This is a genomic window from Mesorhizobium sp. M0195 (assembly GCF_040322115.1).
Lineage (GTDB): Bacteria > Pseudomonadota > Alphaproteobacteria > Rhizobiales > Rhizobiaceae > Mesorhizobium.
Genome location: NZ_JAMYSV010000008.1, coordinates 93,757 through 114,754 on the forward strand (window position 1 = coordinate 93,757; position 20,998 = coordinate 114,754).

A 20,998-nucleotide genomic window follows, 5' to 3' on the forward strand; every position below is an offset into this window, starting at 1 on the left:
CGGATTTGCAGCGCTCGTCACGTTCTCTTGCGCGTGGGCGTTAATCGTGAACCATGATTTATGATGCCCTCTCTTCCCGGAATAAGATGCCCTTGCTGGGAGAGATCGCGGTTTTGAGATAGGATGACATTTTCCGGGACGAAACGGCTTTGGCCCGGCGTTAGTGTTGCATTGTCAGGTTCAAAGGAGAGTGTAATGCGCAGACGATTGCTGATTTACGCCATGGCCATTGCCGCCCTGCCGCTGATTGCGGCTCCGGCGTTTTCGGCTGGTGAAGGCGGGGGAGGTGGTGGTGGCGGCGGCGGCCAGAGCCAGTGCAAGAAGGGGGAGGCCTGGGACAAGAAGCAGAAGAAATGTGTCTCGCCGAAGCAAGGTATGCTGGATGACGACAGCATCTATGATGCCGGTCGCGCGCTGGCGATGGATGGACGCTATGACGAGGCGATCGCCGTGCTCAGCCTCGCCGCCAACAAGCAGGACCCGCGCATCCTCAACTATCTCGGCTATTCGCACCGCCATTCCGGCCGCGTCACCGTCGGCCTCGGCTATTATGAGGAAGCGCTGCGCATCGACCCGAACTACACGCTGGTACGCGAATATCTCGGCGAGGCGCACCTGCAGATCGGCGATCTTGCCGGCGCCCAGGAACAGCTCCGCGAAATCGAGAAGCGCACGGGCAAGGGATCTCGCGAATACGGCATGCTGTCGGAGCAGATCGATCATTTCATGAGGAGCTGATCCGACCTCCGGACGCTGCTCATACCGGCTGCGGCGATCGCAGCCGGTTTTTTGCTGTGCTCACATGCTGCTCCGAACTGGAATTTGGCATCACGGTACACGTGATGCGCTCCTTGACGTTAGGTCAGCCGCGCAATCGGTGGATGATTTTTCAAAATCCGACTTTTTGGACGTGAAAAACCCGCGAAGATTGCTATATCTTGCAAAGATTGTGGTGAGACGGTTCCGTTAGCGAGGCTGCCGGACCGTTTTCTTTTTGTACCATCGACAAGGTCGCTCCCGATTGCGGGGGCGGCGGCAGGAAAGGTCAGGCATCATGAACAAGGTCCCGATGACAGGCGAGGGGTTCGCGTCATTGAAGGAAGAACTGCGCTGGCGCCAGCAACAGGAGCGGCCGCGTATCATCGAGGCGATTTCCGAAGCGCGCTCGCATGGCGACCTCTCCGAAAATGCCGAATATCACGCGGCAAAAGAGGCACAGAGCCTCAATGAGGGCCGGGTCAACGAACTCGAGGACCTGATCGCGCGGGCCGAGGTGATCGACGTCACCAAGCTCAGCGGCGACAAGGTCAAGTTCGGCGCCACCGTGGTGCTGGTCGACGAGGATACCGAGGAGAAAAAGACCTACCAGATCGTCGGCGACCAGGAAGCGGACGTGAAGTCCGGCCGCATCTCGATCTCCTCGCCGATCGCGCGCGCCCTGATCGGCAAGGAAGTGGGCGATGCCATCGAGGTCAACGCACCGGGCGGCGCCAGGGGTTATGAGATCGTCCAGGTGCAATTCATTTAGAACCTTTTGATAATTCTACTCTGGCGGCCGACTAGCGCGGTTTTCTGCGCTTCCGGTGCTCACGTACTTTAAGTACGCTCCGCTCCGGTTCTCGAAAACCACGCTATTCGACTCGCCAGAGCGAATTCTGAAAAGGTCCTATGCAGAGCCTTGTAATTTAAGCGCCAGCAATCTCTCTGCTTCCGCCATCACCTCCGGCGGCGTGACGCTGCGGCCAGGCGCGGCCAGTAGCGTCGATGAGAACGGCCCGCGCGGGCCGGTCAGGCCGGGCTCCGTCGCCAGGAATACAGCCACCGTCGGCACGCCGACAGCGCTGGCGAGATGGGTCAGGCCGGTGTCGGCGCCGATGACCAGCGTCGAGCCGCCGATGACGGCGGCGATCTCGGCAAGCGGCGACCTGGGAACCACCACGGTTTGCGAAACGGCGCGGGCGATCGCTTCGGCAACCGCCTGTTCCCGGTCGTTCGACCAGGTGGTGACCGGGGTCATCCCTCGTGCCACGAGAAGCCTGGCGATTTCGACCCAGTCCGCGACCGGCCATTTCTTGTCCTCGCGGCTGGTGCCGTGCAGCAGGAAGGCTGTCTTTTCGCCGACAAAAGTCGATTTTCCGGCTGGCGGCACGATGCCCGATTCAAGCCGGGCAAAATCCGGCTCGTAGCCGAGCGCCAGCCCGAACAGGCGTCTCGTGCGCTCGATGGCATGCAGGCCGACCGGCACGGCGTAGCGATGGCCATAAAACAGGCTCGCCGAAGGCTCGCGGGCGCTCGAGCGGTCGAAGCCGGCGATCGGTGCTGCCGCCAGCCGCGCCACCAGCGCCGATTTCAGCAAGCCTTGTGCATCGAGGACGAGATTGTAGCGGGACGCGCGCAAGGCGCTGCGCAGGCCGACCACTTCCCGCCATGTGCCGGGCTCGAGCAGCTTCCCGCGCCAGCGCCGGATCGCCACGCTGTGGATGGTTTGGATGGCTGGATGCAGCGCCGCGATGCCGGCAAAGGCCTCTTCCACGCACCAGTGGAAGGAAATATCTGGGCGGGCGCGGTGCGCGTCCTCGACCGCCGGAAAGGTGTGGATGACGTCGCCCATCGACGACGTCTTGACGATCAGCACCTTCATGCGGCGGCCGGCATTTCCAGCAGCCGCTCCGCCGCCGCCACGACGCGTTCGACCTCCAACGTCTTCAGGCAGTTGAGATGACCGAGCGGGCAGATTTTTTTGTGGCAGGGCGAACAGGACAGGCCGAGCCAGACCAGTTCGCGGCGCTCGGCGAGCGGCGGCGTGTTCTGCGGCGAGGTCGAGCCGTAGACGGCGACGACCGGCGTGCCGACGGCGGCGGCGACATGCATCAGCCCGCTGTCGTTGGAGACGGCCAGCCTCGCCGCCGCGATCAGGTCGATGGCATCCTCGAGCCGCGTCTGGCCGGCAAGATCGACGGCGCCCGGAGCCAGCGCGGCGATTTCAGCCGTCACCTCAGCGTCGTTCTTCGACCCAAACAGCGCGACGCCATACCCTTTCGCCATCATCTCACGGGCAAGGCCGGCATAGTGTTCGCTCGGCCAGCGCTTGGCCGGGCCGAATTCTGCGCCGGGCATGACTGCCACGAATTTCCCCGCCGTCAGCCCGAAACGGCTGAGCAGTGCCGCCTGGCTGGCTTGATCGACGGCGAGCTTCGGCGCCTGGAAGGCGCCACCACGGGCAAGGCTGAAATAGGCCTGCGCGGTGCGCCGTTTCAGGCGATCGGGCAACGGCACGATTTCGGTCAGCAGCCCATAGCGCATTTCCTTGAGATGGCCGACGCGGCGCGGAATGCCGGCAAAGAACGGGATCAGCGCCGACTTCCAGCTTCCCGGCAGGACAAAGGCCATGTCGTAGCGGCCGCGCAGCAGGCTGCCGAAGCGCCTTCGGACGCGGAATTCGAACGCGCCGGATTGCAGCGGCAGGTCGATCTGCTGGCGGATTTCGGGCATGCGCTTGACCAGCGGTGCTGCCCACGCCGGCGCCAGCACGTCGATGGCGGCGTTCGGATGAAGCTCCCTCAGCGCCTGGAACAGGCACTGCGCCATCACCATGTCGCCCACCCAGCGTGGGCCGATCACGAGGATCGTTGGGCTTTCAGCCATTCGACATAGTCTCTGACGCCGGTTTCCACTGTGCGGAACTGGCCATTGTAACCGGCTGCGCGCAAGCGGGACATATCAGCTTGCGTAAAGCTCTGGTAGCTGCCCTTGAGGTGGTCGGGAAACTCGATGAATTCGATCTGGCCCTTGCCGAGCGTATCGATCACCGTTTCGGCAATGGCGCGAAACGGCTGGGCCTTGCCGGTACCGCAGTTGAAGATGCCGCTGGAACCGCGTTTCCACAGCCACAGATTGACGTCGGCGACATCGCCGACATGGATGAAGTCGCGGCTCTGCTCGCCGGGCCCGAAACCGCCATAGGCGCCGAACAGCTTGGGGTTTTCGCCGCGTTCGACCTGGTTGAACAAATGGAAGGCGACAGAGGCCATGGCGCCCTTATGCGCCTCGCGCGGACCGTAGACGTTGAAATAACGCAGGCCCGCCACCGGCGAATGGTCGGTATCGAAAACGGTGCGGCGGACATAGTCGTCGAACAGCTTTTTCGAATAGGCATAGACGTTCAGCGGCCGCTCGCATTCCGGCTCCTCGCGAAACTCGGCGCCGCCGCCATAGACCGAAGCGGACGAGGCATAGAGGAAGGGTACGCGCAAGGCCAGGCAGGCGTGCAGCAGGTGCTTCGAATAGGTGTAGTTGACCTCCATCATGAACTTGCCGTTCCATTCGGTGGTGGTCGAGCAGGCACCCTGGTGGAAAACCGCCTCGATGCGGCCGAGGTCACCGGCCTCCATCCGCGCCAGAAAGTCGTCCTTGTCGAGATAGTCGGCGATCTCGAGGTCGGCGAGATTGGCGATCTTGTGGCCGTCGGTGAGGTCGTCGACGACGAGGATGTCGCTGAAACCGTCGGCGTTGAGCGCGGCGACGATGTTGGAACCGATCATGCCGGCGCCGCCCGTGACGATGATCATATTAGTACGCCCTGACTTGCCGTTGCTTGCCGATTCCGGCCCTTATAGGGGAGGCCGGCAGGCCTGTCGATAAAGCAGGTGGCGGGGCGGTTGGATGAGCGCCACAGTGCCGCCGCAAACGTCACGTTTCAGTGGGCCTGCCGGCCAACCGGCGACAGGAGCAAGGTAATGCCGTCAACCGAACTGCTTGTCGCCTTTTTCGCCACCACGGCGATCTTCGCCTATATCCCCGGCCCCGCCATGCTCTATGCCGCTGCGCAAACCATGGCGCGCGGCCGCTGGTCGGGCCTGATGGCGGCGCTCGGCATCCATCTTGGCGGCTACGTTCATGTCTTCGCCGCCGCTGTCGGCCTGTCGGTGCTGTTCCATGCCGTGCCGGTGCTTTACATGGCGGTCAAGCTGGTCGGTGCGCTGTATCTGATCTGGCTCGGTGTTTCGCTGTTTCGCGCCAAGGCGCAAAGCGACGTTGTCTTGCCGGGAATTCAGCCGAAATCCGCCCGCCGCGCCTTTTTCGAGAGCGTTGCCGTCGAGGTGCTCAACCCCAAGACGGCGATTTTCTTCATGGCGTTCCTGCCGCAATTCATCGATGCCTCGGCAGCGTTTCCGGTGTGGCTGCAGTTCGTCGTGCTTGGAACGATCGTCAATTTGATGTTCTCGTCGGCCGACATTGTTTGCGTGGTGCTGGCCGGCGCAGTGATCGCCAGGCTGCGGCAGTCGAGCCGGGCGCAGCGCCTGATGCGGCGCGCCGGCGGTGCGGTGCTTGTCGGACTGGGCGTGGATGTCGCGTTGCAGAAAAGCTGACGCATTGCCTCGCCGCCGCGATCGGTCGAAGGCCTGCCGTTGCGTCGGCTGAAATTGCGGTATATCGGCATCGCCATGAACGGCCGGCCCTGCCAATCGAATTCCCCGTCACCGAAAATCGGCTCTCCCACGCGTTGACATGATCAAGCTGCCCTCTCCCGAACCGCTTCACCGCGCCATTTCGCGCTTCGGCAGCGCCACCGTGCTGGTGGTCGGCGATTTCATCCTGGACCGTTTCGTCAACGGCGTGATCGAGCGCATTTCGCCGGAAGCGCCGATCCCCGTGCTGCACGGGCGCGGCGAAACGCTGGCGATGGGCGGCGCCGGCAATGTCGTCGCCAATATCGTTTCGCTTGGCGCTTCCGTCATACCGGTCTCGGTGATCGGCGCCGACGAGGCCGGCAAGAACCTCATGCGCATGCTCGGCGAATTTGGCGTCGACACCGGCGGGCTGGCGCAGGATGCCGATCGCATGACGTCGTCCAAAAGCCGCTTCAGCGCGCTCAACCAGCAGGTGCTGCGTTTCGACGAAGAGGAAATCAAGCCGCTGGGCGATGCCGAGCACGCGACATTGGTCGGGCATTTTCGCGAAGCGCTGGTGCGCGCCGACATCGTCATCCTGTCCGACTATGGCAAGGGCGTGCTGCTCGACGGCGTCGCCGGTGAGCTGATCTCGATCTGCCGGGAAGCGGGCAAGCCGGTGCTGGTCGACCCGAAGGGTAGGGATTATGCGCGTTATGCCGGCGCGACGGCAATCACGCCCAACCGCAAGGAACTCGGCGAGGCGGTCGGCCGCGCAGTATTTGCCGATGACGAGATCGAGGCGGCGGCGCGCCAGCTGATTTCGGCGCACGGTTTCGATTTCGTCGTCGCGACGCGAAGCGAAAAGGGCATGAGCGTCGTCGGTGCGGACGACGCCCGCCATATCGCCACGCAGGCGCGCGAAGTGTTCGACGTTTCGGGCGCCGGCGACACGGTAATCGCGACCTTCGCGCTGGCTCTTGCAGCAGGGGCTGATCGTGTGATGGCCGGATCGATCGCCAACGCCGCCGGCGGCGTCGTCGTCGGCAAGCGCGGCACCGCGCGGCTGACGATCGAGGAACTCACCGGTGCGCTGTTTCGCTCGCATGGTCCGGTCGCCCACAAGGATGCGATCCTCGATGCCGCGGCCGCGGCGCGGCTGGTGGCTGCCTGGAAGGACGAGGGCTTGAGCGTCGGCTTCACCAATGGCTGTTTCGATATCCTGCATGCCGGCCATGTCAGCCTGTTGCATGCGGCGCGCAGCCAGTGCGACCGGCTGGTGCTCGGCCTCAACAGCGATGCCTCGGTGCGCCGGCTGAAAGGGCCGGGACGCCCGGTCAACGACCAGCATGACCGGGCCTGCGTGCTTGCAGCACTTGCCTCGGTCGACGCCGTCGTCATCTTCGAGGAGGATACGCCGCTTTCACTGATCGAGGCGCTGAGCCCCGATATACTGGTCAAGGGCGCCGACTATACGGTCGATCAGGTGGTTGGCGCCGATGTCGTGCGGAAGGCCGGCGGGCGCGTCGTGCTGGTCGATCTCGTCGCCGGCAAGAGCACGACCGGCACCATCGGCAGATTGCGCGCCGGGAACTGAGGGTTTCATGTCCGAACTGAACGATTACCTGGTTCGCTCGGCGGCCGCGATTTCGGCGATGGTCGAGCGCGACCTGACCCGTGAGATGGAGCGGGCGGTCAGCGCCGTCGTCGCCGCGCTTTCGCAGGGCAAGGCGCTGCTGATAGCCGGCAATGGCGGCTCGGCCAGCGACGCCATCCACATCGCCGGCGAGCTGGTCGGCCGCTTCCTCAGGGAGCGCAAGGCCTACAACGTCATCGCGCTGCCGGCCAACGCGGCGGTGCTGACGGCCTGGGGCAATGATTACGGCTTCGACACGGTGTTTGCGCGCCAGGTCGAGGCGCATGGTTCGGCAGGCGCCGTGCTGATCGCCATCTCGACCAGCGGTAATTCGCCAAGCATCCTCGCCGCCGCCCAGCAAGCGCGCATGATGGGCATGACGGTGGTCAGCCTGACCGGCGACACCGGCGGCAAGCTGAAGCAGCTCTCCGACATCCTGCTCAACGTACCCTCGACCTCGACGCCGATCATCCAGCAGGGGCACTTGTGCCTTTACCACCATCTCTGCGAAATGGTCGAAACGCGCCTCTGCGACGCAGGGTGATTGCGCCAGGCCGGTAAAGGCCGTCTGTCAACGGGGAGAGGTAGCCGCAACGCTGGCGACCCCTCTCCCCGTCCTTCACGGGGAGGGTAAGGGTGAGGGCAGCGCCAGTCTGTAGCGATTATTATTTGACGCATAGCCACATTTTGTTCTTGCTTTGTGCCGGCAGCTATGCTACTAATTCAACTACGGTGATGATTCCCACCGACGATCCGCCCGCCGAGGCGGGTTTTTGGTTTCCGGGTTTTGGTTCTCCGGCGCTTTGCCTCAAGCCGAAAACGCCACCAGCCCTTCGTCCTTGACCCGGCGGATGGTCAGCGCGGTTCTCACCGTATCGACATTGGGGGCCGAGGCCAGTTCCTCGATGACGAAGGTCTGGAAGGTGCCGAGATCGCTCGCCACGCAATGCAGCAGGAAATCGGATTCGCCCGACACCATCCAGGCATCGCGCACGATCGGCCAGCCGCGGGTGCGCTCGGCGAAGGTCTTGAGCTCGGCGTCGGCCTGGTGATGCAGGCCGATCAGGCAGAAGGCGACGACGTCGAGGCCGAGTGCCGGAGCGTTGAGCAGGGCACGGTAGCCGCGGATGATGCCGGCCTCTTCCAGCCGCCGGACGCGGCGCAGGCACGGCGGCGCCGAAATGCCGACGCGGCTCGACAGTTCGACATTGGTCATGCGTCCGTCCTGCTGAAGCTCGCGCAGGATCTTCCAGTCGATGGCATCGAGATCGGCCTTGATCGGCATGGCGGCTTCCGTGGTGACGCGAAAGAATCTTTCGCGACTTTGTAGTTAAACGACTTTGCTGTCTATTCCATCCGCTGGATCGAGGATTTTCGCATCATCTTGCTGCGGGTTGCTTGTCGCCGTCGCCCGCGCCGAAGCTTTCCGGGGACGAACGGCAACTTGCCTTGCTGGCGTCGCAGGCAACACTTACATTACGCGCAACAATCGACGAGAGTTCATGCCACAATCCATGGCTGCTCCCCGCAGAGGCTTTTCATGATCACCAAGCACGCGCCTGTTCTCATCATCGGCTCCGGCCCCGCCGGCTATACGGCGGCAATCTATGCCGCCCGCGCCATGCTCAAGCCAATGCTGGTCGCCGGCCTGCAGCAGGGCGGGCAACTGATGATCACCACCGACGTCGAAAACTATCCGGGCTTCGCCGAACCGATCCAGGGTCCATGGCTGATGAGCGAAATGCTCAGGCAGGCCGAGCATGTCGGCACCGACATCGTCAACGACATCATCACCGAGGTCGATCTGAACGTGCGGCCGTTCCGCGCCAAGGGCGATTCCGGCACGATCTATACCGCCGACGCGCTGATCATCGCCACCGGCGCGCAGGCGAAATGGCTGGGCATTCCGAGCGAACAGACCTTCATGGGTTTTGGCGTCTCCGCCTGCGCCACCTGCGACGGCTTCTTCTATCGCGGCAAGGATGTCGCGGTGATCGGCGGCGGCAATTCGGCTGTGGAGGAAGCGCTCTATCTCTCCAACCTGGCCAAGAGCGTCACCGTTATCCACAGGCGCAGCGATTTCCGCGCCGAGCGCATCCTGCGCGAGCGGCTGCTGCAGAAAGACAATGTCCGCATCATCTGGGACACGGTGGTCGACGAGATCACCGGCAGGCCCGGCAAGGCGCCGCTGCCGCCGTCGGTCGAAGGGCTGAAGCTGCGCAACGTGGTGACCGGGCAGGAGATGCATCTGGTGGTCGACGGCGTGTTCGTGGCGATCGGCCACGCGCCGGCGGTCGAGCTGTTTGCCGGCAAGCTGAAGCAGAAGCCGAACGGCTATCTGTGGACGGCGCCGGATTCGACCCGCACCGATATGCCGGGTGTGTTCGCCGCCGGCGATGTGACCGACGACATCTACCGCCAGGCGGTGACGGCGGCCGGTCTCGGCTGCATGGCCGCGCTCGAGGCGGAAAAATATTTGGCGGGGATCGAGGTTCACCGCGAAGCGGCGGAGTGATTGTTGAACAAGCGGCTGAGACAAGCCGCGCAAAAGCCTGATTTTTCATTCAGACGCCAAAACAGGCGGACGCCAGAAAACAGGACGAGGGGAAATCATGGCGTTGGATTGGGACAAGCTACGCGTGTTTCACGCCGCGGCGGAAGCGGGGTCGTTCACCCATGCCGCGGAAACACTGCATTTGTCGCAATCGGCGATCTCGCGGCAGGTCAGCGCGCTCGAGCATGACGTCGGCGTGCCGCTGTTCAATCGCCATGCCCGCGGCCTGGTGCTGACCGAGCAGGGCGAGATGCTGTTCCGCACGGCACACGACGTGCTGATGAAGCTCGAAACCATCAAATCACGATTGACCGAAACCAAGGACCGGCCCTCCGGCGTGCTCAGGGTGACGACCACGGTCGGCCTCGGCGCCGGCTGGCTGACCGAGCGCGTGCAGGAATTCATCGAGCTCTATCCCGAGGTCAGCCTGCAGCTCATCCTGGCCAATGAGGAGCTCGATCTCACCATGCGCCAGGCCGACTGCGCCATCAGGCTGCGCCAGCCGCAGCAGCCGGACCTCATCCAGCGCCGCCTGTTCACCGTGCATTTCCATCTCTACGCGGCGCCCTCCTATGTGAACAAATACGGCAAGCCGAATTCGATCGCCGAGCTGAAGGCCCATCGCATCGTCACCTTCGGCGTGCCGGTGCCGGCGCATCTGTCGGAACTGAACTGGCTGGAGACGGTCGGCGATTTCGAAGGTGGGCAAAGGGTGCCGACGCTGCAGATCAACGACATCCTGTCGATCAAGCGAGCGGTGCAGGGCGGCGCCGGCATCGCCATGCTGCCGGATTATGTGGTCAGCAAGGATTCCGGGCTGGTGCAGTTGTTGCCCGAAACCGAAGTGCCGTCCTTCGATACCTATTTCGCCTATCCCGACGCGATGAAGAACCAGGCGAAGCTGCATGTCTTCCGCGATTTCATCATCGCCAAGGCGCGCAGCTGGTCGTTTTAGTTACCAGTGCCGCTCGTCGACTTCTGAGCAACGTCGGGCGATGGCGAAGGCTTCGGCGAATTCGTCCTTCTTCCCGTCACTATACGTGGAGAAGATGGCGGCAGCCAGAGAAGGGGCAGCGCCAGCCTTCGTCGCACTTGCCCTTCGATGGGCAGTCCTGATGCCCCCCCATCGCCCTGCCGGGCACTTCTCCCCGTATGGTGACGGGGAGAAAGGAGCTGTCTCACCGGTTTCGCCAATTGTCGGCGTCCAGAAATTAGCCGCGCCAAGGCGTCAGCCGGGGCAGCCAGCCTGGTACGGCCCGGCGGTAGGCTTCGTATTCGGCGCCGTAGCGGCGGGCAAGCGTCGGTTCCTCATATAGTTTTACGAAGGAGATCATGGCGGCCGCGGCGATGACTAGATAGGCGGCGACCGTCCCGCTCGAAAACAGCAGTGCCTGGCCGAGGACGATCGACAGCACGGCGACGTACATCGGGTTGCGGACATGGCGATAGATGCCGCCGACGACCAGCCTCTCGGTCGGCGCGACCGGGGCTGGCGTACCCAGGCCCTCCAGAGCAAAACGGGCAAAGGCGTGCAGCAGCACGATTGTGCCGGCCACAATCAGCAGCCAGCCCACAGGAACGAAACCGAGCAGTCTCGACCAGGGCAGGCGATAGCGATCGGTCAGCAGCCAAGGCAGCAGTCCGGCGACCACGCCGGGCGCTGCCGCAAGGAAGATGACGCTGCCGGCGATCGCCGAAGTGGCTCGCATATAGCTCTCCTTACGGGCGCGGCCTTGAACGGTCTCCTGCAAAGCGCTTCAGGTCTTGTCCGGCATGTAACTCAAACCACTACACCCTCAGGTCAAGCTCGATGGCGGGCTTTTTGGGCGGCATGCACCAGCAAGGTCTGGCTGCCGAAAAAACAAACGCGTGCTGCACGATTCCACGTCATCCTGCGTTTTTCAACTTTCCGAGCAGGAATCGCTGCTGATTCGCGGCCGCGGATCGATTTTTGCCTTGCCGCAGGCTGTATTTCAGCGATTCAACTGGTCCTATTGCGCTTCGGGACGGATTAGACCACAGCCGGCGCCTTTTTGCATGTGAGTGTTGCAAAATAGATGCTTGTTTCTTGGGCATGAAGAGCACATATATAGATCATCTCCTGAGCGCGTTCTCCTCCCATTAGCGCTCTCGAGTGTTCCCCTCTGGAGGTTAGCCTTAACAGGCACTTCCAATCAAACTCAGCCGGGTCTTCATTGATCCGGCTTTTTTGTTGCCCGAAACCAACACTTCGCCGGAAAATCGGCCGGAACTGGCGCGTAACAGTGACATGTAACCTCGGGTAACATGCGTTGGCACGCTAAATCGGGTAAGCAGAGCATAGGACGCGGTGTGGCTCGTCCGGGGGATGGGGGCATCACTCGGACGACCCGGGCTCAGGCAGCTACCGCGTCCGAACCTTCCTCCGCCTCCAGACACCGGCGGCAAGCATGCGGCGGACCTGCCGTTTCGCCTCCCACGAAGACGGTCCGCAACGAAACGGCGCCCGAATGATCCGGGCGCCGTTTCCTTGTGTGCATCCTTGTGCTCTGGCCGCCGCAAGCTGCTGTTTCAGGCGGCCTTGCCGTTGGCGTTCAGCGCTTCGTCGGCCAACCGCCCGGTGAGTTCGGCCATGTGGTCGAAGACGGCCCGATAGCTGGCGACACCAGCCGTGGCCGAGCGCAGCTCGATGATGAGGTCGCCGATCTCGGCCTGCGGCATGGTCGCCTCGACCACGTCCCATCCCGGCCAGTCGGGCCGCGCGTCGTAGCCGAGGATCTGGCCGCGCCGCTGCGGGATCAGCGCGATGATCTTCGACGTCGCATCCGACGGCGTGACGATCTCGACCTTCATCACCGGTTCGAGCAGCACCGGCGAGCAGGCGGCCATGCCTTCCTTCATCGCCAGCTTCGCCGCCATCTGGAAGGCCATGTCGGAGGAATCCACCGCATGGTAGGAGCCGTCGGAAAGGTTGACGGCAACGTCGACGACCGGAAAGCCGAGCGGGCCGGATTTCAGGTAATCGCGCACGCCGGTCTCGACCGACTGGATGTACGTCTTCGGCACGACGCCGCCGGTGATCGTATCGGTGAACTGGAAACCTGACCCGCGCGGCAGCGGCTTGATCTCCAGCACTACGTCGCCGAACTGGCCGTGGCCGCCCGATTGTTTCTTGTGGCGGCCGCGCTGCTGCGTCGCTTTTCGGATCGTCTCCCGATAGGGCACGGCCGGCGCATGGCCTTCAACCGGGATCTGGTTCTTGCCTTCCAGCCGCTCGCGCACGACGCGCAGATGCATCTCGCCATGACCGGACAGCACGGTTTCGGCTGAATCCTGGTTGTGATGCAGACTGAGCGAGGGATCTTCCTCGGCCAGGCGCTGGATGGCCGCCGACATCTTGACCTCGTCCTTGCGCTCTTTCGGCCGCAGCGCGAAGGCGAAGACCGGTTGCGGCGGGGTCAGCGTGACCAGCGGCTTGATGCCGCCCTTGGTCGAGCTCAGCGTCTGGCCGGTCCTGACGGCGTCCAGCTTGCCGAGCGCCACCATGTCGCCGGCCTTGGCCGACGTCAGCTTGACCTGGTCCTTGCCGAGCATCTTGTAGATGCCGGAGACCTTTGCCGTCTCGCCGCTGGGAAGGAACAGCTCGGCGGCGTCGGCGACCTGACCGGACAGGATGCGCGAGACCGACAGCTTGCCGCCATGCGCGGTGTGGATGGTCTTCATCACCTGGACCACGGTGGCATTGCCGTCGGGAGCGCCGAGACGCTGGCGCGTCGCCGCGATATCGGGTGCGTCGTGACGGATCGCCTTCAACAGGCGCAGCACACCGTTGCCCTTCTCGGCGGTGCCGATCAGCACCGGGGTCACCGTGCCGTCGCGCAGATCCGCGGCGAGGTCATCGAAGATCGCGTCCTTTGGCGGTTCGATCTCGTCCAGCAATTGCTCCATCAGGCGGTCGTCATGGTCGGCGAGCGTCTCCAGCATGGAAAAGCGCGCCTCGAGCTCGCGCGCCTTGTCGTCGCTCGGGATCTGGGCGACCTCGCTCTCGGCATATTCGCGATAGATGTAGGCACGCTCCAGAGCGAGGTCGATCGAGCCGATGACGACGCCGTCCTTGCGCAGCGGGATCTGGCGCAGCAGCAATGGCACCGAGCTTGCCGGCTGCAGCATCTTCAGCGTGTCGCGCACGCCTGATATCGCCTTGTCGACCTTGTTCAGGAACAGCATACGCGGCACGCCGAGATCGTCGAGCTTGCGCATGATCAGCTGCAGGGCAGGGATCTTCTTCTCGTCAGCCTCGGCGACGACCACGGCGACGTCGCAGGCAGCCAGCACCGGCTCGGCTTCGAAGGAGAATTCGATGGAGCCGGGACAATCGACGAAGGTGAACGGCTCGCCCATGAAATCGGTTGTGGCGAAGGTCGCCTCGACGCTCATGCCGTGAGCGCGCGCTTCGGGCGAATGATCGGAAACGGTATTTCCGGACGAAACGGGATTCTGGCGGGGAATGGCGCCCGTACGGGCGAGTATGGCTTCGAGAAGTGTCGTCTTACCGCTTGCGAAGGGACCGACTATGGCAATGCATTTCGGTCCCGTGCGTCGTCCTCCGGCGCGAGTACCCATGGCTGACCTCCACTCAGGCGTTTCCCTGTGAGCGGCGGCCGGCCTGTCGGCCGTCGCGGGCGAGGCTTTTTTCAATTTGCCACCTACCCAAAGGGCATCGTCCCACGGGCAGGCCGGGAGGGCAAGGGATTTGAGGTTGAAGGGATTTGAAGTTGGGGCCGGTTCAGCCGGTGCCGGTTCGGCGCGACGCCAGTGGCGTTGCCTCGACGCGCTGTACTGCCACCGTCTCGGCAAAGCGCGCGAGCAACGGATTGAACAGGTCCGCACGCTCCCAGAAAGGCGCATGCCCGGCGCCGGGAATGATGTGGCAACGCTCCCACAGGGAGCCGTAGGCGAGCGTTTCAAAATAGCTGAGCCGGACGAACGGGTCGTTCTCGCCATTGACGACGGCGACCGGAAACGCGGCCTGCTCGATCACCTGTCTCTGGTCGGCGCCCTTGCCGATGAGCATGCCGCGCGTCACCGCGGCGCGCAGCCGGCCGTCGGTGCGCAGGATGGTTTTGCGAAAGGACGGGTCGGCGGTGTCGCCGAAACACAGCGTTTCGAAGCGCTCGGCATCGCGTTCGGAATACGTCTTTTTGGACGCCAGCAGCATGTCCCAATGCGCGTGGAAGCCGCGCAGCATGCCGAAAGGACCCTTCGATACCGGCGGCGCGCCGGTCAGCATCAGCCCGCCGACGGCGCGGTGAAAACTCGCGAGCTCGATTGCCACGTGCCCGCCAAGAGACCAGCCGAAGACAACGGCGCGACCGATGCCCAAGGCATCGAGGAGCTGAGCCGCCGATTGGGCAAGGCCGGCGATGGTATAGTCCGTCGCCGGATCGCGGGCGTCCGACGATTCGCCATGGCCGGGCAGGTCGAAGGCAATCAGCCGATGGGCGGCAGCCAACGGGCTGTCGAACTGGCGGGCGAATACGGTGCGCGAACTGCCCGAGCCGTGGATCAGGACAAGCGGGATGCCCGGTCCCGACGACTGGCTGAGGCGCAAATCCGCTTGCGGCGTGCGGATCGTGCGGTGGGAAACGGCCATATCCGGTTGGACCTTCGAATTGTCTCGAGGTCAACATCGCATGCCAAGGTCACCATGTTGTTTAGAACGGTGGTTAAGAAATGATTTCTCGGTTTCTGCCGGGTATGATGACCGAATCCACCACAGCTAACCCCCGGAGCCTGATGATGGAATCCACGCTCGACCTTCTCCTTTCGATCAGCAGCATCGCGACGCTCGGCCAATATGCCTGGTCGATGCGCGGGCATTTCCAGTCGCCGAGCATGTCTCAAGGCGCCATGATCATTTCGGCCGTCGTGGTCGGCACGGCGCTGTTCTTTCTGGCGCTGCTGTGGATCGAGCGGCAACCGGTTGCGGCGAAGATCGGCGGGCTTGCCGTCGAACTGACAAGCTCGGCGCTGTTCTGGTGGGCGATCTCGGTCTCACGCAAGGCGCGGCTGCGTTTCGCGTTTGATCCGGACAATCCCGACAGCCTGGTGACCGAAGGCCCTTATAGCCATGTCCGTCACCCGTTCTACACATCCTACATCATCTTCTGGATCGGATGGGGTATCGCGACCTGGTCGGTGTGGGCGGTCGTGCCGGTCGCCGGCATCGTTGCGATCTATGTGATCGCGGCCTTGGACGAAGAGCGAAAATTTTCACGTACAAGGTTGGCCGGTGCCTACCAGGCCTATAGCGGACGTGCCGGCCTGTTCTGGCCGCGTTTTGCCCGCAGCCGGCAGGAGATGCAGCCGGCATCGGACGAAAGTGGTAGTCTCTAGGACACTGGATTGGATCGAGGATTTTGCGACGATGAAGATTATTGGCTGCGGCAGCGTGCCGACGATTGTTGCGCCGGAAAAATACTTCACTGGCCGGGTTTTGCAGACGCCGATCATCGAGAAGGAGGCACCGGCGCGGCTACGCGCCACGCTGGTCAGTTTCGAGCCCGGCGCCCGCACCCACTGGCACACGCATCCGCTCGGCCAGACGCTCTACGTCACCTCCGGCGCCGGTCTCGCGCAAAGCTGGGGCGGGCCGATCCAGGAGATCAGGGCCGGCGACGTCATCTCCTTTGCGGCCGGCGAAAAGCACTGGCACGGCGCCGCGCCGAAATCGGCGATGACGCACATCGCCATGCAGGAGGCGCTGGAGGGCGTGCATGCCGACTGGCTGGAGAAGGTCAGCGACGAGCAGTATGGCGGCTGAAACGTCTCAGACCAGCGCGGCGGTGAAGCGCTGGATGCGCGTGCAGGCTTCTTCGAGCAGAGCCTCCGACGTGGCGTAGGAGATGCGGAAGTTCGGGCCGAGGCCAAAGGCCGAGCCGAAAACAACCGCCACGCCCTCGGCCTCGAGCAGTTCCGAGCAAAAGGTTTCGTCGCTGTCGATCACCTTGCCGCTCTTGGTCGTCTTGCCGATCAGCTGGGCACAGGAGGGATAGACGTAGAACGCACCCTCCGGCGATGGGCAGGTGATGCCGCGCGCCTGGTTGAGCATCGAGACGACGAGATCGCGCCGGCCCTGGAAGATCGCCTTGTTCTTCGGGATGAAATCCTGCGGCCCGTTCAGCGCTTCGACCGCCGCCCATTGGGCGATGGTGCAGGCGCCGGAGGTCTGCTGGCCCTGGATCATGTCCATCGCCTTGATCAGCGGCACCGGGCCTGCCGCATAGCCGATGCGCCAGCCGGTCATGGCATAGGCTTTGGACACGCCGTTCATGGTCAGCGTGCGCTCATAGAGCTTAGGCTCGACCTCGGCGATGGTCTTGAAGACGAAGTCGCCATAGGTCAGGTGCTCGTACATGTCGTCGGTCAGCACCCAGACGTGGGGATGCTTCAACAGTACGTCGGCCAGGCTCTTGAGCTCCGCTTCGGTATAGGCGGCGCCCGAGGGGTTCGACGGCGAGTTCATCAACAGCCATTTGGTGCGCGGCGTGATCGCCTTTTCCAGCACGGCCGCCGTCAGCTTGAAGCCGTTGTCGATCGAGGTGTCGGCAAAGGTCGAGGTGCCGCCGCAGATCGCCACCATTTCGGGATAGCTCACCCAGTAAGGCCGCGGGATGATCACCTCGTCGCCGGGGTTCAGCGTCGCCATGAAGGCGTTGAACAGGATCTGCTTGCCGCCGGTGCCGACGATGGTCTGCTCCGGTCGATAGTCGAGATTGTTCTCGCGCTTGAATTTTTTCGCGATCGCCTCGCGCAGCGGCACGATGCCGGAGACCGGCGGATATTTCGTCTCGCCGCGGCGGATGGCCTCGATCGCGGCGCTCTTGATGTTGTCGGGGGTGTCGAAGTCCGGCTCGCCGGCGCCCAGCCCGATCACGTCGCGGCCGGCGTTTTTCAGCTCGCGCGCCTTCTGCGTCACCGCGATGGTCGCGGAAGGCTTTACGCGGGAAAGGGCGTCGGCAAGAAAGGCCATGACAGATATCTCCAGGAAGGACCGGCGCGGCGAAGGCGCCGCGGCGCCTCTCATGTCGCATCATCTGGTCAAGCGCAAGCCCAGCGCAGGCATTGTCGAATGAGCCAGCGCGCAATGCTGGCAACAATAAATTCATCAACGATCGGTAAAAGCTTGAACGGCAGGGACCGTAGCCGGTCCGCCAGTCTCGCATAGCGAGGAACCGTGACGCGCAGCATCGAGCTTGCCCATATCATCCGCCACGATGACGGCACCGCCAGCGGTGTCTGGGGGCTCTATACGCTGCAAAGCGCGTTCCAGCCGATCTTCGCCTTCAACAAGGGCAAGCTGTCCGTCGTCGCGTTCGAGGGGCTGATCCGGCCGTTCCGCGAAGGCGAGCCGCAGCCGCCAATGAGTTTCTTCAACAGCTGTCCGGCGGTCGACCGCTTGCATATCGAGGCGCTGACACGGACGCTGCACCTTCTGAACGCCGGCGCCTGCCTGCCGCGAGACGCCTCCATCTTCATCAACTTCGATCCATCGGTGTTCACCGACCGCGGCATCGCCGACAAGGCGCTGCGCGACATGCGGCTGGTGCTGCACGAGGCCGACATCGATCCGCGCCGCGTCGTCTGCGAGGTCACCGAACAGAAATCGGCGTCGCAGGAAACGCTCTACAATTTCGTCGAGGCGCTCAGGGGTAATGGTTTGCGCATTGCGGTCGACGATTACGGCGCCGACGAATCCGACATCAATCGCATCAAGGAACTCAGGCCAGACATCGTCAAGTTCGAAGCCGACTGGATCATGACGCTGATGGAGTCCGGTGCCGGCTTCGCCTTGCTGACCGCCATGGTGACAAGCTTCGAAGAGCAAGGCATCCGTACGGTGTTCGAGGGCATCGAGACGGGCTGGCAGCTCGAGCTTGCCGAAAAATCGGGCGCCTCGATGGTGCAAGGCTATGTGCTGGCGCGCCCCGAGCTTGCGCCGACCAGCTTCCACGTCTTCGACAAGAGCGGGCAGGCGGCCGCGGTGTCGGCCGATGCTGAGAAGGTTTCTGCGGCCGTTTCGCCATCGCGGCGGCCGATGCGGGCCTTTGGCCGCAGGGTGACATCGTGACCGGGCGGGCCGACATGCGGCGCAAGGTCGGCGAGGCGATCTTTGCCGACGAGGTCGGCATCGAATATGGCGTCTACGGCGCATTCCGGCTGAGGAGCGCCTACCAGCCGGTCTTCGCGCCGCGCGGCAGGTTTCTCGCCGCCGTCGCGGTCGAGGGACTGATCGAGCCGCATCGTGCAGGCAGGCCGGTGGCGCCGCAAATCTTCTTCGAAGGTGTGCCGGCAGCGGATCGGCTGTTTGTCGAAACCATGTGCCGGGTGCTGCATTTGCGCAACTTCCGCAACATCGGCGTCGACGGGCTCGACCTGTTCTTCAACTACAATCCGCTGATAAACGATGACCCCGCACGGGCGCTGGCCGAAATCAGGCTGATGACCAGGCATCTGGCGGATTTCGGCCTGCATCCCGGCATGCTGGTCTGCGAGATCACCGAGCAGGCTGCCGGCGACAAGGTGCTTGTCAGCCTGGCGCGCGAGATGCGGCGCGACGGCGTCCGCATCGCCATCGACGATTTCGGCACCGGGCATTCTACCGAAGAAAGGGTCGCCCTCGTGCAGCCCGACATCGTCAAGATCGACGGCACCTGGTTCGCCGAATTCTGCCGCCATGCCGCCGCCGAGCGGTTTTTCCGGCCACTGGTTTCGACGCTGCACGATCGCGGCGCCAAGGTGCTGGTCGAAGGCATCGAGAACGCCACGCATCTGCGCGTCGCGCTGGATGGCGGCGTCGACCTGCTGCAGGGCTTTTACCTTGCCCGGCCGGCGCTGGCCGGTACGCTGTTCGACGAGGAGCCGCTGTCGATCGACAGGCTGCTTGGCAGGGATAGCAACGTCATCCCCTTGTTCGGCTAGGATATGCCGATATTCAAGTGATGCCGGCCTGCGAACGGGGGGTCCTGCGCTTCCGGTGCTCACGTACCCAAAAAGTACGCTCCGCTCCGGTTCTCGGAACCCGCCCTTCTCGGCTCGGCCTGACTTGAATCTCGACATATCCTGAAATGCATCAGCGGCGCTGATGGTTACGCCAAAACAAATCACTGGATGACGCCGCCGCTGCCGCGATAGAGGCTGGATCAAGCCCTGAGACGGGTGGTTGCGAGCAAGGGGAGCACCGATGATACTCTATGGAATGATCGACAGCGGCAATTGCTACAAGCCGCGCCTGTTGATGGCCAAGCTCGGCATCCCTTTCACCAATGTCGAGGTCAGCTCGCATACCGGCGAGACGCGCAAGCCCGACTATGTCGCCAAGAACCCGAACGCCATGGTGCCGCTGCTCGAACTCGACGACGGCCGGCGGCTGGCCGAATCCAACGCCATCCTGCTCTACCTCGCCGAAGGCACGCGGTTCCTGCCGGCGGACAGATACGAACGCGCGCTGGCCTATCAGTGGCTGTTCTTCGAGCAATACAGCCACGAGCCTTATATCGCGGTGCGCAGGGCGCTACTGACCTTTCCAGAACGCGCGAAAGACGCGACACCCGAGCGGCTGGCGGTGACGCTGGAGCGCGGCAATAAGGCGCTTGGCGTCATGGACAAGCACGTGGCCGGGAGCAGCTTCTTCGCGGGCAGTGCGCTCAGCATCGCCGACATCGCGCTCTATGCCTATACGCATACGGCCGAGACGGGTGGGTTTCAGCTCGACGCCTATCCGGCGGTGGCGGCCTGGCTGAAAAGGGTCGAGGCCGATCCGGGGCATGTGCCGCTGGAGTGGCTGCCTTAGTTCTGTCCTCACGCTGCCGCCGCTTCGCGGCTCGCTCCGGACGGGCGCGCCAAAAGGCGCGACGCCCGGTCGGGCTTGCGGCCTTCGGCCGGTGGCGTGAAATCCGGATAGTACTATTTCAGCAGGCGGTCATATTCGGAATGGGGGCCGATCCAGAACCAGACCACGTCGTCGTGGTCGCGAACAGATCAACCCGCGCCGACCAGTTGCGGCCGACCTGTTTGAAATGCAGCGATGGGTGGAACGGGTCGGAACTCAGTTTGGCGAAACGTCTGTTCGCCTTTGCTCAACGAGGGCAGTTTTGCGTAAGCCTCCCAAAACGAGGGAGTGGCAAAATGATTCACAGAGGCCGGGTCCGGCCGGCGCGATGATCAGCCAATGGCTGCTCGGTAAGCTTGTCCAGTCTGCCGCCCTTGGCGTCGGCTTCGAACTGACGGTCCCACATGTCGGCTTGCAGCGCCTCGAACCATGCGGCAAACGCCTTGAGCTCTTCGGGGCCTTAGTTCGGCGACGGATTTCTCAATCTGTTCAAGCTTGCTCATGGTCGATGGTACAATGACCGGGGTAAAAACAACCACAAAGTGGTC

20 protein-coding genes are annotated in these 20,998 nt (G+C 63.4%); 12 read left to right on the forward strand and 8 right to left on the reverse strand.

Annotation, left to right across the window (positions count from 1 at the left end):
* The first annotated feature begins 195 nt into the window (after positions 1 to 195).
* On the forward strand, positions 196 to 738 hold the full coding sequence (locus tag NKJ12_RS17720) for a tetratricopeptide repeat protein (RefSeq protein ID WP_352704168.1): 543 nt from the start codon (positions 196 to 198) through the stop codon (positions 736 to 738).
* 316 nt (positions 739 to 1,054) lie between these two features.
* Positions 1,055 to 1,528: a transcription elongation factor GreA gene (greA, locus tag NKJ12_RS17725; protein WP_023719113.1), complete on the forward strand. Its 474-nt coding sequence runs from the start codon at positions 1,055 to 1,057 to the stop codon at positions 1,526 to 1,528.
* Between the two features lie 138 nt (positions 1,529 to 1,666).
* On the opposite strand, the gene waaC is transcribed toward greA, so the two are convergent.
* Genes waaC through rfaD form a run of 3 tightly spaced genes read right to left on the reverse strand, consistent with a single transcriptional unit; the run spans position 1,667 to position 4,568 of the window.
* Entirely contained in the window at positions 1,667 to 2,641 is a 975-nt protein-coding gene (gene waaC / locus NKJ12_RS17730; protein ID WP_352704170.1) for a lipopolysaccharide heptosyltransferase I, read from the reverse strand.
* Positions 2,638 to 3,645, reverse strand: coding sequence for a lipopolysaccharide heptosyltransferase II (gene waaF, locus NKJ12_RS17735; protein ID WP_352704171.1), 1,008 nt, complete (start codon positions 3,643 to 3,645; stop codon positions 2,638 to 2,640). The genes waaC and waaF overlap by 4 nt, the downstream gene beginning before the upstream one ends.
* The gene (gene rfaD / locus NKJ12_RS17740) at positions 3,618 to 4,568 is read right to left on the reverse strand and encodes an ADP-glyceromanno-heptose 6-epimerase (protein WP_254819252.1); all 951 of its coding nucleotides are present in this window, start codon (positions 4,566 to 4,568) and stop codon (positions 3,618 to 3,620) included. The genes waaF and rfaD overlap by 28 nt, the downstream gene beginning before the upstream one ends.
* A gap of 168 nt (positions 4,569 to 4,736) precedes the next feature.
* On the opposite strand from rfaD, the gene NKJ12_RS17745 reads away from it, so the two are divergent.
* The 3 genes from NKJ12_RS17745 (at position 4,737) to NKJ12_RS17755 (ending at position 7,570) form a co-directional block, all read left to right on the forward strand.
* Positions 4,737 to 5,369: a LysE family translocator gene (locus NKJ12_RS17745; RefSeq protein WP_352704173.1), complete on the forward strand. Its 633-nt coding sequence runs from the start codon at positions 4,737 to 4,739 to the stop codon at positions 5,367 to 5,369.
* Between the two features lie 139 nt (positions 5,370 to 5,508).
* Complete coding sequence (rfaE1, locus tag NKJ12_RS17750) at positions 5,509 to 6,987, forward strand: D-glycero-beta-D-manno-heptose-7-phosphate kinase (protein ID WP_352704175.1); 1,479 nt, start codon at positions 5,509 to 5,511, stop codon at positions 6,985 to 6,987.
* 7 nt (positions 6,988 to 6,994) lie between these two features.
* On the forward strand, positions 6,995 to 7,570 hold the full coding sequence (locus NKJ12_RS17755) for a D-sedoheptulose-7-phosphate isomerase (RefSeq protein WP_352704177.1): 576 nt from the start codon (positions 6,995 to 6,997) through the stop codon (positions 7,568 to 7,570).
* 264 nt (positions 7,571 to 7,834) lie between these two features.
* On the opposite strand, the gene NKJ12_RS17760 is transcribed toward NKJ12_RS17755, so the two are convergent.
* On the reverse strand, positions 7,835 to 8,311 hold the full coding sequence (locus NKJ12_RS17760; protein WP_023678347.1) for an Lrp/AsnC family transcriptional regulator: 477 nt from the start codon (positions 8,309 to 8,311) through the stop codon (positions 7,835 to 7,837).
* Between the two features lie 255 nt (positions 8,312 to 8,566).
* Between NKJ12_RS17760 and trxB the strand changes: the two genes are divergently transcribed.
* Complete coding sequence (gene trxB, locus NKJ12_RS17765) at positions 8,567 to 9,541, forward strand: thioredoxin-disulfide reductase (RefSeq protein ID WP_254819256.1); 975 nt, start codon at positions 8,567 to 8,569, stop codon at positions 9,539 to 9,541.
* Positions 9,542 to 9,638: 97 nt separating this feature from the next.
* The gene (locus tag NKJ12_RS17770; protein ID WP_023719100.1) at positions 9,639 to 10,535 is read left to right on the forward strand and encodes a LysR family transcriptional regulator; all 897 of its coding nucleotides are present in this window, start codon (positions 9,639 to 9,641) and stop codon (positions 10,533 to 10,535) included.
* 256 nt (positions 10,536 to 10,791) lie between these two features.
* On the opposite strand, the gene NKJ12_RS17775 is transcribed toward NKJ12_RS17770, so the two are convergent.
* The 3 genes from NKJ12_RS17775 to NKJ12_RS17785 form a co-directional block, all read right to left on the reverse strand.
* Positions 10,792 to 11,289, reverse strand: coding sequence for a methyltransferase family protein (locus NKJ12_RS17775; RefSeq protein WP_352704179.1), 498 nt, complete (start codon positions 11,287 to 11,289; stop codon positions 10,792 to 10,794).
* A gap of 841 nt (positions 11,290 to 12,130) precedes the next feature.
* Positions 12,131 to 14,182, reverse strand: a complete 2,052-nt coding sequence (locus NKJ12_RS17780) for an elongation factor G (protein ID WP_352704181.1) — start codon at positions 14,180 to 14,182, stop codon at positions 12,131 to 12,133.
* A 163-nt stretch (positions 14,183 to 14,345) separates the two neighbouring features.
* The gene (locus tag NKJ12_RS17785; protein WP_352704183.1) at positions 14,346 to 15,212 is read right to left on the reverse strand and encodes an alpha/beta fold hydrolase; all 867 of its coding nucleotides are present in this window, start codon (positions 15,210 to 15,212) and stop codon (positions 14,346 to 14,348) included.
* 146 nt (positions 15,213 to 15,358) lie between these two features.
* Between NKJ12_RS17785 and NKJ12_RS17790 the strand changes: the two genes are divergently transcribed.
* Positions 15,359 to 15,955, forward strand: a complete 597-nt coding sequence (locus tag NKJ12_RS17790; RefSeq protein ID WP_352704185.1) for a methyltransferase family protein — start codon at positions 15,359 to 15,361, stop codon at positions 15,953 to 15,955.
* Between the two features lie 31 nt (positions 15,956 to 15,986).
* Entirely contained in the window at positions 15,987 to 16,382 is a 396-nt protein-coding gene (locus NKJ12_RS17795) for a (R)-mandelonitrile lyase (RefSeq protein WP_352704186.1), read from the forward strand.
* Between the two features lie 6 nt (positions 16,383 to 16,388).
* Here the strand turns inward: NKJ12_RS17795 and NKJ12_RS17800 are convergent, their stop codons facing one another.
* The gene (locus NKJ12_RS17800) at positions 16,389 to 17,591 is read right to left on the reverse strand and encodes a pyridoxal phosphate-dependent aminotransferase (RefSeq protein ID WP_352704188.1); all 1,203 of its coding nucleotides are present in this window, start codon (positions 17,589 to 17,591) and stop codon (positions 16,389 to 16,391) included.
* A 204-nt stretch (positions 17,592 to 17,795) separates the two neighbouring features.
* On the opposite strand from NKJ12_RS17800, the gene NKJ12_RS17805 reads away from it, so the two are divergent.
* The 3 genes from NKJ12_RS17805 (at position 17,796) to NKJ12_RS17815 (ending at position 20,411) form a co-directional block, all read left to right on the forward strand.
* A complete protein-coding gene (locus tag NKJ12_RS17805; RefSeq protein WP_352704190.1) occupies positions 17,796 to 18,689 on the forward strand; it encodes an EAL domain-containing protein in 894 nt (297 codons plus the stop codon).
* Positions 18,686 to 19,540 carry an EAL domain-containing protein gene (locus NKJ12_RS17810; RefSeq protein WP_352477841.1) on the forward strand — a complete coding sequence of 285 codons (855 nt, stop codon included), beginning with the start codon at positions 18,686 to 18,688 and terminating at the stop codon, positions 19,538 to 19,540. The genes NKJ12_RS17805 and NKJ12_RS17810 overlap by 4 nt, the downstream gene beginning before the upstream one ends.
* A 262-nt stretch (positions 19,541 to 19,802) precedes the next feature.
* On the forward strand, positions 19,803 to 20,411 hold the full coding sequence (locus tag NKJ12_RS17815) for a glutathione S-transferase family protein (RefSeq protein WP_352704192.1): 609 nt from the start codon (positions 19,803 to 19,805) through the stop codon (positions 20,409 to 20,411).
* Positions 20,412 to 20,998 lie beyond the last annotated feature (587 nt).